This is a genomic window from Larsenimonas rhizosphaerae (assembly GCF_026240105.1).
GTDB lineage: Bacteria > Pseudomonadota > Gammaproteobacteria > Pseudomonadales > Halomonadaceae > Larsenimonas > Larsenimonas rhizosphaerae.
On record NZ_JAPIVE010000001.1, the window covers coordinates 21538 to 35345 of the forward strand.

14 protein-coding genes are annotated in these 13808 nt (G+C 57.1%); 4 read left to right on the forward strand and 10 right to left on the reverse strand.

Annotated elements, in window-relative coordinates:
- Positions 1-80: 80 nt before the first annotated feature.
- Positions 81-1559, forward strand: coding sequence for a carbon starvation CstA family protein (locus tag OQ287_RS00080; RefSeq protein WP_265895162.1), 1479 nt, complete (start codon positions 81-83; stop codon positions 1557-1559).
- 83 nt (positions 1560-1642) lie between these two features.
- On the opposite strand, the gene OQ287_RS00085 is transcribed toward OQ287_RS00080, so the two are convergent.
- The 5 genes from OQ287_RS00085 to OQ287_RS00105 form a co-directional block, all read right to left on the reverse strand.
- Entirely contained in the window at positions 1643-2419 is a 777-nt protein-coding gene (locus tag OQ287_RS00085) for a transporter substrate-binding domain-containing protein (protein ID WP_250935758.1), read from the reverse strand.
- 128 nt (positions 2420-2547) lie between these two features.
- Positions 2548-3243, reverse strand: coding sequence for an ABC transporter permease (locus OQ287_RS00090; RefSeq protein ID WP_250937969.1), 696 nt, complete (start codon positions 3241-3243; stop codon positions 2548-2550).
- Positions 3244-3272: 29 nt separating this feature from the next.
- Positions 3273-3992 carry an ABC transporter permease gene (locus OQ287_RS00095; protein WP_265895163.1) on the reverse strand — a complete coding sequence of 240 codons (720 nt, stop codon included), beginning with the start codon at positions 3990-3992 and terminating at the stop codon, positions 3273-3275.
- A gap of 88 nt (positions 3993-4080) precedes the next feature.
- Positions 4081-4854, reverse strand: coding sequence for an ABC transporter ATP-binding protein (locus tag OQ287_RS00100; RefSeq protein ID WP_250935763.1), 774 nt, complete (start codon positions 4852-4854; stop codon positions 4081-4083).
- A 258-nt stretch (positions 4855-5112) separates the two neighbouring features.
- A complete protein-coding gene (locus tag OQ287_RS00105; RefSeq protein ID WP_265895165.1) occupies positions 5113-5652 on the reverse strand; it encodes a lipocalin family protein in 540 nt (179 codons plus the stop codon).
- A gap of 201 nt (positions 5653-5853) precedes the next feature.
- On the opposite strand from OQ287_RS00105, the gene OQ287_RS15270 reads away from it, so the two are divergent.
- Complete coding sequence (locus OQ287_RS15270; protein WP_322974076.1) at positions 5854-7491, forward strand: methyl-accepting chemotaxis protein; 1638 nt, start codon at positions 5854-5856, stop codon at positions 7489-7491.
- 69 nt (positions 7492-7560) lie between these two features.
- On the opposite strand, the gene OQ287_RS00120 is transcribed toward OQ287_RS15270, so the two are convergent.
- Positions 7561-7950 (reverse strand): hypothetical protein, encoded by a 390-nt coding sequence (locus tag OQ287_RS00120; protein WP_250935767.1) that lies wholly within the window; start codon positions 7948-7950, stop codon positions 7561-7563.
- 64 nt (positions 7951-8014) lie between these two features.
- The gene (locus OQ287_RS00125; RefSeq protein ID WP_265895166.1) at positions 8015-9088 is read right to left on the reverse strand and encodes a tartrate dehydrogenase; all 1074 of its coding nucleotides are present in this window, start codon (positions 9086-9088) and stop codon (positions 8015-8017) included.
- A gap of 92 nt (positions 9089-9180) precedes the next feature.
- Here OQ287_RS00125 and OQ287_RS00130 point away from each other — a divergent pair, with 92 nt between their 5' ends.
- Complete coding sequence (locus OQ287_RS00130; RefSeq protein WP_265895167.1) at positions 9181-9684, forward strand: GNAT family N-acetyltransferase; 504 nt, start codon at positions 9181-9183, stop codon at positions 9682-9684.
- A 41-nt stretch (positions 9685-9725) separates the two neighbouring features.
- Here the strand turns inward: OQ287_RS00130 and OQ287_RS00135 are convergent, their stop codons facing one another.
- Both OQ287_RS00135 and OQ287_RS00140 read right to left on the reverse strand, forming a co-directional pair.
- The gene (locus OQ287_RS00135; RefSeq protein ID WP_250935774.1) at positions 9726-10166 is read right to left on the reverse strand and encodes a hemerythrin domain-containing protein; all 441 of its coding nucleotides are present in this window, start codon (positions 10164-10166) and stop codon (positions 9726-9728) included.
- A gap of 108 nt (positions 10167-10274) precedes the next feature.
- The gene (locus OQ287_RS00140; protein WP_265895169.1) at positions 10275-11480 is read right to left on the reverse strand and encodes a TauD/TfdA family dioxygenase; all 1206 of its coding nucleotides are present in this window, start codon (positions 11478-11480) and stop codon (positions 10275-10277) included.
- Between the two features lie 257 nt (positions 11481-11737).
- Here OQ287_RS00140 and OQ287_RS00145 point away from each other — a divergent pair, with 257 nt between their 5' ends.
- Positions 11738-13075, forward strand: coding sequence for a glycosyltransferase (locus OQ287_RS00145; protein WP_265895171.1), 1338 nt, complete (start codon positions 11738-11740; stop codon positions 13073-13075).
- A gap of 2 nt (positions 13076-13077) precedes the next feature.
- On the opposite strand, the gene OQ287_RS00150 is transcribed toward OQ287_RS00145, so the two are convergent.
- Positions 13078-13755: a TVP38/TMEM64 family protein gene (locus tag OQ287_RS00150; protein WP_250935780.1), complete on the reverse strand. Its 678-nt coding sequence runs from the start codon at positions 13753-13755 to the stop codon at positions 13078-13080.
- Positions 13756-13808: the final 53 nt, after the last annotated feature.

Here is a 13808-nt window from a genome sequence, read left to right on the forward strand (position 1 = left end):
CATGACCTCATGCCTGTGCTGCAGTAACAACAGTATCGCTTTCGACAAGTGTGTGCGGGGCGGCCTGCGAGGATGAGTTCATGATCACGTTTCTGGTAGCTATTGCGCTTCTGGTCCTCGGGTATTTTACCTACGGGGTATTTATCGAGCGGGTGTTTGCCGTCAAGCGTCAGCGTCAGACGCCGGCCTTTACCATGCGCGACAATGTGGATTACGTGCCGATGAAAACGCCGCGTAATGCATTGATCCAGCTATTGAACATTGCCGGCGTCGGGCCGATTTTCGGGCCGATTCTGGGGGCGCTGTACGGCCCCGTGGCGTTTGTATGGATCGTGATCGGGTGTATCTTTGCCGGTGCGGTTCATGATTATCTGACCGGCATGATCTCGATTCGCAATCATGGTGCTCATCTGCCTCAGCTGGCGGGCAAGTTTCTTGGCAAGTCCATGAAGCACATCGTGAACGGGTTTGCGATCCTGCTGCTGCTGCTGGTCGGTACCGTATTCGTGACCTCACCGGCAGCGTTACTGGCCAACCTGACATCGTTCAATGTACCGCTGATCCTGTTGGCGATCTTTGCCTATTACCTGCTGGCCACCCTGTTGCCTATCGACAAGATCATTGGGCGGATTTATCCCTGGTTTGGTGCGCTGTTGCTGTTCAGTGCACTGGGCATCGGTCTTGGTCTGGTCTTTACCGGGGCGCCTATTCCGGAGCTGAGCTTCCAGAACATGCACCCTGAAGGGGCGCCGATTTTCCCGCTGCTGTTTTTAACCATTTCCTGCGGCGCGCTGTCCGGATTCCATGCAACCCAGACGCCCATCATTTCTCGCACGACCGAGAACGAAGGCAACGGACGACGCATCTTTTACGGCATGATGATTGCCGAAGGCATTATTGCCATGATCTGGGCTGCAGCCGCCATGAGCATGTTCCACGGTGAGCAAAGCCTGTCAGCGGTACTGGCAGCCGGCGGACCGGCAGCCGTGGTGAGTGCCGTATCCACCCAGATGCTGGGTGCCATTGGCGGCACACTGGCCATTCTTGGCGTTATCGTACTGCCGATTACCTCCGGAGATACGGCCTTCCGCAGTGCACGCATGATCATTGCCGATTACCTCAAGATCGATCAGCGCAAGATAGCGAAGCGGATCTGGATTGCTGCACCGCTGTTTATAATGTCCTATGCCCTGACCCACATCGACTTCACGCTACTGTGGCGTTACTTCTCCTGGGCGAACCAGACCACGGCGGTTATTGCCCTGTGGGTGGGCACCATGTATCTCGTTCTGGCACGAAAGCCGCACTGGGTGACCTCGATTCCGGCTGTTTTCATGACGATGGCGACCTTTACCTACATGGCATATGCCCCGATCGGTTTCGGACTGTCGCTGGAGGTCAGCTATGTCTTTGCTGCAGCAGGAACGCTGATTGCGATTGCCCTGTTCATGAAGCGGGTGCGGCGCCTGTCACGTGCCACCTTTGCCGTGGATGAGCCGGAAGTACCCACTGGCGCACCGTTGTCTGCAATCAAGCGGGCGATAGCGCCCTCATCATGAAGTGAGCCGGCCGGATTCGACGGCATGGAAAATGAAAACGGCGCCCTCGGGCGCCGTTTTCAGTCGTTCAACATGAAAGGATGTCAGTGGGTGTTGCCGTCAGGGAAGTATTTGGAATAGAGGCTGTTATAGGTGCCGTTGCTCTTGAGCTCGGCCAGGGCCTTGTTAAAGGTGTCTGCCAGTTCCCGGTCGCGCTTTCGAAACGCTATCCCGAACCCTTCACCGAAGTATTTCTTCGGTTCGGTCAGCATGTCACCCACGGTCTTGAACTTGCCATCCTTGCTGTCCACCAGCGCGGCCTTGCCGGTAGGGTAGTCAAGGAAGGCGATATCCAGTCGACCTGCTTCCATGTCCACGGCGACATCGTCGGCAGTGGCGTAGCGCTTGATGCTGGCCTCGTCACCAAACATGTCGGTCACGTAGTTGTCCTGTACGGTGCCTCGCTGTACGCCGATATTCATGCCCTTGAGGCTGGCCTTGTCAGGCGTTTCAAGTGTACTTTTTTCAGGCGTGAACCAGGCAGAGGGCGGAGTCATGTACGGGTCGGAAAACAGAATCTGTTTTTTACGATCATCGTTGATGGTCATCGAGGACATGATGGCGTCGAACTTGCGTGCCTGCAGGCCCGGAATAATGCCGTCCCAGCCCTGAATGACCCAGTTGCACTTCAGTTTGGCCTGCTCGCACAGGGCGTTGCCCAGATCGATATCAAAGCCGGCCAGTGTGCCGTCCGGCTGGCGATATTCCATCGGTACATAGGGAATATCGACCCCGATACGTACCGTGTCGTAATCCTTTGCCTGGGCCGTGCCGGCAACCAGTGCCGCGCCCATGAGTGACAGGGTCAGAATCCGTTTCATGGAAACATCCTTTTGTTGTTGGCCGGGGATAGCCCGGCATTGTGGTAGTGATCCATTGATGCCCTGTACCGGCGTGTGGCCGGTATGCAGGGTACAAGCATAACCGGCAATGACCGATACGTCATGAATCACGACTGGGGTTTCAGGTGCCCCAGCAGGCGTTTTTCAAGGTATTTGAACAGGCCCTGAATACTGAAGCTCAGCGCCATGTAAAGTACCGCCACAAACAGGAACGCGGCAAAGGGCGCGTAGAAACGAGCATAGATATAGTAGGCCGCCCCGGTCAGGTCGGTGATCGAGACTACAAAGGCAATGGCACTGGCGTGAAGCATGAAGATCACCTCATTGCCATAGGCTGGCAGCGCACGCCGGAAGGCGCTGGGTAATACAATGCGGCGCAACATGGTGAACCTGTTCATGCCGTAGGCACGGGCAGCCTCGATTTCACCCCGGGGTGTTGACTGAATGGCCCCGTGGAAGATCTCGGTTGTATATGCCGCCGTATTGAGGGTAAAGGCCAGAAGCGCCGGATAGATCGGGTCTTCCAGGAAAAACCATAGCCAGGTGTCCTGGATGCCGGGAATAAAGGCAAACCCGTAGTAGGCCAGATACAGTTGAATCAGCAGCGGTGTGCCGCGAAACAGATAGGTGAAAAACCAGACCGGTTTCCTGATCCACAGGTTTGATGAGCCTCGGGCGATGGCTAGAGGAACGGCAATGATCAGTCCGATGACCAGCGATACAAACACCAGGTGCACGGTATTGACCAGTCCTGACCAGTACATCTCGAAGGTGTTGGGGGTAAAGATGTCATTGCCGTTCATCCAGCTCAGCACAGGCTGCCAGAGAGTACTTAATTGTTCCACGAGGAGCCTCCGCTGGAGAAGCCGATGTCAAACCGCTGGCGCAGTTTCATGAAGCACCATTCCGATACGCTGGCGATCAACAGGTAGCCCAGTGCGACAGGGATCATGAACAGAAAGGGTTCATGGGTCGCCTTGGTGGCCTCGGCAGCGACCTTGACCATGTCGCTCAGGCCGATAATGGACACCAGCGCGGTGGTTTTCAAAAGCACCATCCAGTTGTTGCCCAGCCCCGGCAGGGCGTGCCGCATCATCAGCGGGAAGCGAATGTGCCTGAATACCGCCCAGGGCCGCATGCCATAGGCGCGTCCCGCCTCCAGCAGACCCTCATCGACGGCAAGAAACGCCCCGCGGAAGGTTTCGGACATGTAGGCGCCAAAGATGATGCCGATGGTTACCACACCGGCCACGAAGGCATTGATATTGATGAAGATGTCGACATCAAACTCGTTGTAGATCCAGTCGGTGGCCATGTTGATACCGATCTGGCCTCCATAAAACAAAAGCAGCATCAGTACCAGATCCGGCACGCCGCGGATGACCAGCGTATAAACGTGGGCAATGCCGCGCAGTATGCGAGACGACGATAATTTTGCACTGGCTGATAACAATCCCAGCAGGACTGCGAGCAGCAGCGACAGCAGGGCCAGTTCCAGTGTCAATAGCGACCCCTCCAGCAGGCGGGGGCCGTACCCATGAAGATCAAGCATAAACGCGTCCTGATCGCGCACGGTGCGCAGTAGTTGAATCCGGAAGATGCGTCTGGCGCATCACCGTCAGGGAAACCGGGTCAGCCGCTCAATAGCGAGGTGCCAGAAACTGTTGTAACCGCTCGGAACGCGGTGAAGTCAGTATGTCACCGGGTGCACCCTGCTCCTCGATCAGACCCTGATGCAGGAACATGACGTGGTTGGAGACATCGCGGGCAAAATCCATTTCATGGGTGACCACGATCATGGTGCGTCCTTCATCAGCCAGTTCATGCATGACATGAAGCACATCCCCGACCAGTTCCGGGTCAAGGGCCGAGGTCGGTTCATCAAACAGCATGACTTCCGGGTCCATCGCGAGTGCACGAGCAATGGCACCACGCTGTTGCTGGCCACCGGACATCTGGGTCGGGAAGTAGCTGGCCCGTTCGGAAAGCCCGACACGTTTCAATAGCGCCATTCCCTTTTCGCGGGCCTGGGCCTTCGGCATCTTGAGCACGTGCACCGGAGCGGCCATGACATTTTCGATCAGGGTCATGTGCGGCCACAGATTGAAGTTCTGAAAGACCATCGACAAGCGAGCACGAATGCGTTCTACCTGCTTCCAGTCTTCCGGCTGGCGTTGCCCCTTGCGGTCGACCTTGAAGCCGATGGCCTCGCCATGCACGATCAGCTCGCCCTGATCGGGCATTTCGAGCAGGTTCATGCAGCGCAGGAAGGTGCTTTTACCGGAGCCGGATGCACCGATCAGTGTAATGACATCACCCTTTTGGGCCTTGAGCGACAACCCGTTCAACACCGGATTGCCGTTGAAGCTCTTGTGGAGATGATTGATTTCCAGGGGAATGGAAGTATCGGCCATGGACAATATGACTCCTGAAGGCATGGCAGGCCCTGACGAATCGGGACGTAAAAGCCGTCCATTCTATCAGGCTGGTACCGTGGTTGCCGCAGCCGAGTGATGATTCGATATATATTGACGGTTACTTATCAAGTGGCATCTCCGCCTCGGCACATCCACTGATCACCTGAAAGTGCTGCCTGAACGTCTATCCTGCCGGTCAATGTACTCTCGCACCCGAGTATCAACGGAGAGGCGCCGGCCCAGGGGGCCGTGCCTTCAGCGGGTTCCAGTGTGCGTCGGGTAGCTGCGCTCGTGATGAACCCTGTTCAGGTCGCTGGCCGGAAATCCCTGAGAAGACAGCCAGTGAGTAATATCCTTGAAGACACTATCACTGATCCAGGGTGTGCGCGCCAGTACCCAAAGAAAGTGGCGATTGGGCCCGACAATCACGACATGATCATATTCGGGATCCAGCAGAATAATGTTGTAACCGGCATAAAACCGCCAGAAGAAGGTGACCTTGAAGCGGCCGTCGGCAGGCTGGTTGACCGGATAAGCCACGCCCCTTGCCTCCTTCCACATCCGCTTGACCACATCATACCCGCGATTGACGACATCAAGTCCGCCATCGGCTCTGGGATAATAGCTTGCTGTCACCTCACTGAGGCGCCGCTCGAAGGGATGATCCAGGCGGGCAATCTCATACCAGGTACCCTTGTAGCGCTCTGCATCCACGTGTGCGACCGGCTTTATACCACCAGGGATACCGGGATCACCGCCGGCAGCAGCCCACACCGCCCGCAGGTTTGCCTTCATGTCTGCTGCTCTCATGTAATGCTCCAATATGGCAGAAGGCGTTTATTTACTGAATGTAACAGGCGTTACTCGAATGTAGTAGGGAAGGGAGTGTGAAGCTTTAAATCGATCCGCCGATAATCGTTTCAGCACAAACGACGAATCAGTCATTGTCTGGCACAGGCCATGACGACCATGAACGCTACTTCTCGGAACCTGTTTATGACATCTCATACCTTCGATCATGAAGATAGCAGTATCCAACGGGCTTCGCGCAGCAAGCGTAAGCCCCTGAGCCTCAAACGCCGTGGCAAGCCCCTGACCATCCGCACCAAGCTTTGGCTGGGGCTGGGGCTGATGTGGGTCGGCATGATTGCCATTGTAGTCAGCCTGGCACTCGAAAGTCGGGCCGAAATGTTCAAGGAGCGCGAAAACGGCCTGAAAAACGTGGTCAGCATGGCATCTGGCGCCGTGAATGCGATGTATGCCCGCCAGGAAAGTGGTGCGATGACCCAGGCTCAGGCCCAGGCGGAAGCCTTTGGCATCATCAACACCATGCGATTCGGGGCGGAGGCAGACAATTATGTGTTTACCTTCAACAGCCAGGCCAACATACTGAGCCATCCACGGCGCGATGCAGGCTCGTCGATGGCGAGCTATACCGACCCGCAGGGCAAGTCGGTGTATCTTGAGCTGATCAAGGTCGCCAAGGCCAATGGTGCCGGTTATGTAGAGTATGTCTCCAAGGGGGCTACCGCCGAGGATGCCTTCCGCCAGAAGGTCAGCTACGTGAGTTACTTTGCGCCCTGGGACGCCTATATTGCAGCCGGCATTTATGTTGATGATGTTCAGACCATTTTTCTGCATAACCTGATCAGCTACTTTCTGATTCTGCTGGTTGTCGGTGCGGTTGTATCACTGGTCATGGGCATTTTGATTCGTCAGATTTCGCGGAGTCTGGGAGGGGAGCCCAACGAGGCTGCCGATCTGGTCAAGCGTGTTGCCGACGGCGATCTGACCGCCTCATTGCCCCTGGCAAAAGGCGATAACTCCAGCCTGATCTTCAACATCATGTACATGCGTGATCAGCTCAGTGAAACCCTTCGCCACATCCGTACTTCAAGTGAGGCGGTAGACACGGGAGCACGTGAAATCGCCTCGGGCAATATCGATCTGTCTTCGCGCACGGAGCAGCAGGCGGCTTCGCTTGAAGAGACGGCAGCCAGCATGGAAGAGATCACGGCCACGGTAAAACACAGTGCCGACAGTGCCCGCCAGGCCAGCCAGCTGGCCAGTGAAGCCTCTCAGACATCCATGCGCGGCAGCAGTGTGGTCAAGGATGTGGTCGTCAAGATGTCGAGCATCAGCGACGGTTCCAAAAAGATTGCCGAAATTACCGCCATGATTGACAGCATTGCGTTTCAGACCAACCTGCTGGCGCTCAATGCTTCTGTGGAGGCGGCGCGTGCCGGTGAGCAGGGGCGTGGCTTTGCAGTCGTGGCGGGTGAAGTGCGTGAGCTTGCAGGGCGAAGTGCCAGGGCTTCCAAGGAAATTCGAGAACTGATCGCAGCATCGACCAAGGAAATCAATGAGGGGTCGGCGATGGTCACCAATGCCGACGAGGTCATGAGCGAGATGCTGGTATCCGTTCAGCGTGTGTCGGATCTCATGAGCGAGATTTCGGCGGCTGCCTCGGAGCAGACCCGTGGGATCGAGCAGGTCAATACTGCTGTCAGTCAGATGGATCAGGTGACGCAGCAAAATGCGGCGCTGGTGGAGGAGGCCGCAGCAGCAGCCTCGTCATTGCAGGACCAGGCGCTTCACATGAATCAGGAAATCGGGCGTTTCAAACTTCCCTGAATGTCGCCACGGTAAAAAGCCCCGTCAGGCATTGGCCTGGCGGGGCTTTTTTGATGACAGGAAAGAAGCCTAGCGTGCCAGCCACTCATCCTTGTCATTCTTATACAGCACAACGTCATCATCAATGGCCTGCGCCTTGCCATCGACAACGACCTTGCCGGTTACATGGCAGGACCAGATGGACTCGTCATCCGTGGGGGTGTCACCCTTCTTCGCATCCTTTTTAGGTGCCGGATGGCCACAGTCCTTCACGTCATCGATCTGGACATCGTATGTCAGGTCCTTGAGGCGTTCACCGCCATCACCCATCTGTTGTGCAATTCCCTTGAGCTGCTCGATCTGACGGCTCAGGGTGTTGTTCATTGCCTGGGTCACTTCATCCTTGCCTGGGCTCTTGTCACAGCCTGCAAGTGTCAGTGTCAGTGCTGCGGCGCCCAGCGCTACCAATGTCCTTTTCATGAATTCGTCCTTGCCGAAGTGAGGCGCGCCAGCATGGCGCAAGGGCGTTTCGAAAGCAACCGGTCTACACGAGCCGGTCGGCAATGGCCCTGCCAAGGGTTTCGGTGGTGCCCTGTCCACCGAGATCCGGAGTGATTACCGCTGAATCTGCCTGGGCAAGTACCGCCTCGAAGGCCTTGACCACGGCATCGGCCGCCTCGGCGTGTCCCAGGTGGTCAAGCATCATGGCACCGGACCAGATCTGACCGACCGGATTGGCAATGTTCTGACCGAAGATATCCGGTGCGCTGCCATGGACCGGCTCGAACAGGGAGGGAAATCGACGTTCGGGATTGAGGTTGGCTGACGGCGCGATGCCAATGGTGCCGGCGCAGGCCGGCCCAAGATCCGACAGGATATCGCCGAACAGGTTGCTGGCGACGACCACATCGAACATGTCCGGATGCATCACGAAGCGGGCCGTCAGAATGTCGATATGAAAGCTGTCGACGGTAATGTCCGGGTAGTGGGTTGCCATGGCATTCACGCGTTCATCCCAGTAGGGCATCGTGATCGATATGCCATTGGATTTTGTTGCCGAGGTCAGGCTGCGTTTTGGCCGAGTGGAGGCAAGCTCAAAGGCAAACCTGAGGGCTCGATCAATGCCGTGGCGGCTCATGACGGTTTCCTGAATGGCCAGCTCCCGATCTGTGCCCTCATACATGCGCCCACCGATGCTCGAGTACTCACCCTCGGTATTTTCACGCACTACCATGAAGTCGATATCCCCCGGTGCGCGGTTGGCCAATGGGCTGGTAACGCCCTGAAGAAGGCGGCAGGGGCGTAGATTGATGTACTGATCAAAATGGCGGCGAAACTGAAGCAGTGACCCCCACAGTGAGACATGATCCGGCACCCGCTCGGGCATGCCTACCGCCCCGAAGTAGAGGGCATCGAACCCTTCCAGGCGTGACTTCCAGTCTTCCGGCATCATGCGGCCGTGCTGCTCGTAGTAGTCACAGCTGGCAAAATCGAAGTGCTCGAATGACAGGGAAAGGTTGAATCGGTCTGCTGCAGCCTTCATGACGCGAAGTCCCTCCGGCATGACTTCCTGACCTATGCCGTCACCGGCGATAACCGCAATGCGCTGCCTTGCCATGAGTATTCTCCCGGGTAGATGAAAACGTTTACAGTGTAGGGGGGAACAGACACCTGCGCGTGTCAGGCAATGGGCAGACAGGAGAACCTGTAGTGGAGATCGAGATTGTTGACGCCGGCGAGCAGGACCTGCAGGCGATTGTTGCCATTTATAACCAGGCGGTGCGAGAAACCACGGCGATCTGGAATTTCACGGAAGTCGATGAGGCCAACCGTTGGCACTGGTTAAGAGAACGAGTTGACGCTGGCTACCCCGTGCTGGTTGCGCGTAGTGGCGGACACTGCCTGGGTTATGCCACGTATGGGCCATGGCGGCCACATGATGGCTTTGCGCGTACCGTAGAGCATTCGGTGTATGTGGCAGAGGGCCGGCAGGGCAACGGCATCGGCAGTACATTGATGAAGGCGTTGATGGTTCGGGCAGCAGATCAGGGAATTCACGTAATGGTGGCAGGCATCGATGCCGGTAACCCGGGATCGATTCGCCTGCATGAGCGGCTCGGGTTCAGCGAGTCAGGGCGGTTGCCGCAGGTTGGCATGAAGTTCGGTCGCTGGCTGGATCTGGTCTTCATGCAATACGTTTTCCCGGCACCTTGAGGTGCCGGGAACTCCCTCGTCATGGTTGGCGGGGGAGGGGGTTACTTGTCAAGTCGTTCCATTTCTTCGCGATACCGGGTCGCAAGTGTGGTCTTTTCCGAATCGCTGAATTTCTGGCCTGCCGAGATGAAATAGTGATTTTCTTCATCTTCGAAGTGATGGAGTGCCATGTCCTGAAGCTTTTTGGCGTAACCAAGCCACGCTGATGAGCTCAGGTCGGTGGAATCCATCAGTTCCATGAGCTCGTCCATCTCATGGTGTTCAGCGATGCCGTGCCGAGATTTGTCGACGCCGGTATCATATTCCATCAACGGGCTGTAAAAGTGCCGCTCTTCAGCCGTCTCATGGTGATGAAGAGCGTCCTTGACCTGTTGGAACAATTCGCGCCGGCCTTCGCTGTCACCTTCCGTTTTTGTCAGAAGATCCAGCAGGGTGCGCTGCTTGTCATGGTCAGCACGCAATTCCTCGAAAATGGTGGTCATCGGTCAAAATCCTTTTTGCGATGTGAGTTCATTGAACCGGCCTCTCTATGGGGGCCCTCGGCCTCACAAGCATAGTGCATTTGCGTGGCAGGGCCAGGATCATGAGTATTACCGCGTGTGTTCACATGCTCTGGAGAGAACTCGAAAGCGGGAGTGAATCATGTCCCGGTCCAGATAGCAGCCTTGTAGATGTCTTCTACCCGTCTCGGGGTTGAAGGCCGATCGACCGTGCAGCACGCGTCGGTTATCAAAGGCGATCATTTGTCCCGGTGCCAGCGCGAGTTCATGTCGGAACAGCGGGTTTTTCAGGCGCTGCCAGAAGGCGAGGTAGGCCTCATACCAGAGAGTGATCTCTTCCAGGGGCAGGCCAAGCGCATCGCGAATCCAGTTGTTGAAGCGGATCTCGGTAACCTTGTCTTGATGATCGACGCCAATGACGGGGGCACGAAAGGTGATGTCCTGCTCACTGTCCTGAAAGCGAAAGTCGATGGGGGTGTCGGCCAGGCGCCTGAATGCTTCTGGGGCATGAATTCGCAGATCTTCTGCCACGGCGTAGCCATCTGCAAACGTGGAGTCGCCGCCTTGTGCGTCATTTTCAAGGCAGTAAAGCAACTGGATGTCCGGTGGCTGGTGCCAGTTGGGGAGGTCAATATGCAGTTCAAGTTCCAGTGCAGTATAAGCGGCGTTATTGGGGGTCGGCTTTGATACCACGTCAAAACGCGCTCCAAAATTGGTATCCCTCAGAGGCCCGATGTGAGTAGCGAAACGAATAACTTCATCTGGGGTAGTGGGCCCCTGGTCAAGCAGAACAAGGCCATCGCGCATCAATGCCTGAAGCCACTGTCGTTCTCCAGCGCCCTGGCCACGGTCGCGTTCTGCCATGAGCGTTTCATGGGTGATCCTTCGGGGAGAGAAGGGGAGCCGCCAGGGCCTCGCGGCAGGTAGCGCCGGTAGAAAGTCATGCTGTCCCGGGCGGCGCTGATAGAGCCACCCGGTGTCAAGGGCACTTCGATGCCCATCCGGCCAGTTGATTGTCAACTGATACATGTCGGGTACAAGCGTCAGTGACGGCGTACCAATATCGGCATCCAGCAGGGAAAAGAGACGCTCATGAGAATGCACGTGACGACAGGTATCACAGGGGCAGTGATCTCGTAGCCATACGAGTGGCCATTGCCCGGTCTGGTCATCGTCAAAGTATATGGTCACTACCTCATTGTTTAGGCTGGCATGGCAGGGTGCCGGAGCCTGCTCATGGTCTGCATGTTCTTTCATGACGGGGCGGCGAGGATGCTGCGCGCTACGGTTGTTCATGGCCATCACCTGATTTTTAAACGGAGTAACAGGGTGATCAGCCCCGTATTCAGATGCAAATCATCAATTTGAGGGCCTGGGGCCAGCCTGGCTAATGAGGACGACGTACGTGTTACGCGGTACACTGGCCGGCAGCATGTATTGTCCTTGCTCAAGGATGGATATCCGGGTAGCTGCTCGGCTGCTGAACGGGCGTCAGGGATGGCGCAGAACAGAAACGCTTCATGGATTTTCTCGGTGAAGCAGGAGGTTGCGGGTTGAATATTCTTGTTTTTACCAACACCTATCGCCCCATCGTTGGTGGTGTCAGCGAATCGGTGCAACGGTTCGTGGAGCAGTTCGAGGTGCTTGGGCATCGTGTGCTGGTCATTGCGCCCAATATTGAAGGCCAGTCGCCGCACGAGGATAACGTGCTTAGAGTGCCGTCCTTTCAGCGCTTCAATGGCACACAGTTTTCCTTCCCCATGTTCATGACAAGCCAGGTGGTGGATGCCGTAGAGGCGTTCGGACCGGATATCATCCATGCACATCATCCCTTTTTGCTGGGAGACGCAGCAGCCCGGCTGGCTCAGCGGTTAAGCGTGCCGCTGGTGTTTACGCACCACACGCTCTATGAGCGCTACATTCATTATTTTCCCAGCAATTCGCCGGCCATAAAGCGCTTTGCCGTGGCACTGGCGTCATGCTACGCCGAGTTGTGCGATACGGTGATCGTGCCGAGTGAGAGCGTGCGTGACATCCTCGACAAGCGTGATGTCGGTACGCCGATTGAAGTGTTGCCCAGCGGTGTATATACCGAACGGTTTGCCTCGGGTGATGCGAGTATCTGGCGTCATCACTTCGGTATTGATGAACACACGCACGTGGTGGGCCATGTCGGGCGTCTGGCGCGAGAGAAAAACCTGATGTTCATGACACGCGCCGTATGCCGGTTCCTCAAGGCGCGTCCCGACGCGCACTTTATGGTGGTCGGGGACGGGGATGAGGCCGAGGCCATGGTCAACATTGCTCGTCAGCAGGGTGTCAGCGAGCGAGTTCATTTCACTGGTGTGTTGAGTGGTCAGTCTCTGGTGGATGCCTATCACGCCATGAACAGTTTTGTCTTTGCCTCTCACAGTGAAACCCAGGGCATGGTGGTAGCAGAAGCCATGGCGGCAGGGCTGCCTGTGGTGGCACTGGATGCGCCCGGCGTGCGTGAGGTGGTGCGTAACGAGGTAAACGGCCTGCTGCTGCCTGATGAGAATGAAGCGGCGATGGCAGATGCGCTGGTCAAGGTCAGCCGCCAGGAAGACTATGTCCGGCTGACCCGTGGCGCACTGGACAGTGCTCAGCATTTTGACGCACGTGTATGCGCCGAACGCTGTCTGGCACTTTATTCACGACTGATCGAACAGGCCGGCAATGAGGTGACTCCCAAGCATGCTGATCCCACCTTCTGGGACAGTGTGACCAGCCGGTTCGATGCCGAGTGGCATATCCTCCGCCATCGCGGTGCGGTGTTGAAGGAGGTGTTCTGGGACCGCCGCGATGACCCTGACGACCCGCAAGGTGGCGCCCCATCGCCCGCCGATCAGGCCGTTACGGGCAATAAATAGCTTCAGGCGGCCTGACGCCGTCGCGCCAGGTGGCCCAGCAGGGCCAGCAGGGCCACTGCCATGGCAATGACGGCGATCGATATCCACAGGCCATCCCGGCTATTGCTATGTATCAGGCTGCCCAGCTGGCTGCCGGCAATCGTGACCGCTGCCAGCCCGGGCACGATACCGATGAATGAGCCGATCATGTAGGCACCGAAGCGGAGACGGCAGGCTCCGGCCAGCATGTTGGTCAGGGTAAAGGGTGCCAGCGGCAGCAGGTTGAACACGATCATGGTACGGATACCACGGTTGGCCAGCCCGTTGGCCAGTTTGTTGACCCGCTCGCCGCCATGGCTGATGAGAGCATCACGCCCGAGTCGTCGTCCGGCGTAATAGGTCACGGCAGACGCCAGCATGGTGCCTGCCAACGCGTAGGCCAGCCCCCACCAAGAGCCGAAGATCAAGCCGGTTGCCCCTACCAGCACGGTCAGTGGGAACACCACCAGCGAGGCCACCACATACAGTGCCATCAGGGCCAGGGGAGCCCAGATGGTCTCGCGCAGTACCAGTGTGCTGGCCAGCAGTTGCCGCAGGTTGCCGGGGGTCAGTACATCACCCATGGCAAGCCATTGCCACAGGCCTCCCAGGGCCAGCAGCAGGGCAAGAAGACCGATGATAAGCCAGAGCCTGCGTGGCATGGCGTCCTTCTCCTTGAATGCTTACAAGGCCCCCGCCTGATGCGAGGGCGGGC

Coding starts and splice junctions, on each gene's coding strand:
- OQ287_RS00080 (WP_265895162.1), top strand. CDS start 81: ATGATCACGTTTCTGGTAGCTATTGCGCTTCTGGTCCTCGGGTATTTT.
- OQ287_RS00085 (WP_250935758.1), bottom strand. CDS start 2,419: ATGAAACGGATTCTGACCCTGTCACTCATGGGCGCGGCACTGGTTGCC.
- OQ287_RS00090 (WP_250937969.1), bottom strand. CDS start 3,243: ATGAACGGCAATGACATCTTTACCCCCAACACCTTCGAGATGTACTGG.
- OQ287_RS00095 (WP_265895163.1), bottom strand. CDS start 3,992: ATGCTTGATCTTCATGGGTACGGCCCCCGCCTGCTGGAGGGGTCGCTA.
- OQ287_RS00100 (WP_250935763.1), bottom strand. CDS start 4,854: ATGGCCGATACTTCCATTCCCCTGGAAATCAATCATCTCCACAAGAGC.
- OQ287_RS00105 (WP_265895165.1), bottom strand. CDS start 5,652: ATGAAGGCAAACCTGCGGGCGGTGTGGGCTGCTGCCGGCGGTGATCCC.
- OQ287_RS15270 (WP_322974076.1), top strand. CDS start 5,854: ATGACATCTCATACCTTCGATCATGAAGATAGCAGTATCCAACGGGCT.
- OQ287_RS00120 (WP_250935767.1), bottom strand. CDS start 7,950: ATGAAAAGGACATTGGTAGCGCTGGGCGCCGCAGCACTGACACTGACA.
- OQ287_RS00125 (WP_265895166.1), bottom strand. CDS start 9,088: ATGGCAAGGCAGCGCATTGCGGTTATCGCCGGTGACGGCATAGGTCAG.
- OQ287_RS00135 (WP_250935774.1), bottom strand. CDS start 10,166: ATGACCACCATTTTCGAGGAATTGCGTGCTGACCATGACAAGCAGCGC.
- OQ287_RS00140 (WP_265895169.1), bottom strand. CDS start 11,480: ATGAACAACCGTAGCGCGCAGCATCCTCGCCGCCCCGTCATGAAAGAA.
- OQ287_RS00150 (WP_250935780.1), bottom strand. CDS start 13,755: ATGCCACGCAGGCTCTGGCTTATCATCGGTCTTCTTGCCCTGCTGCTG.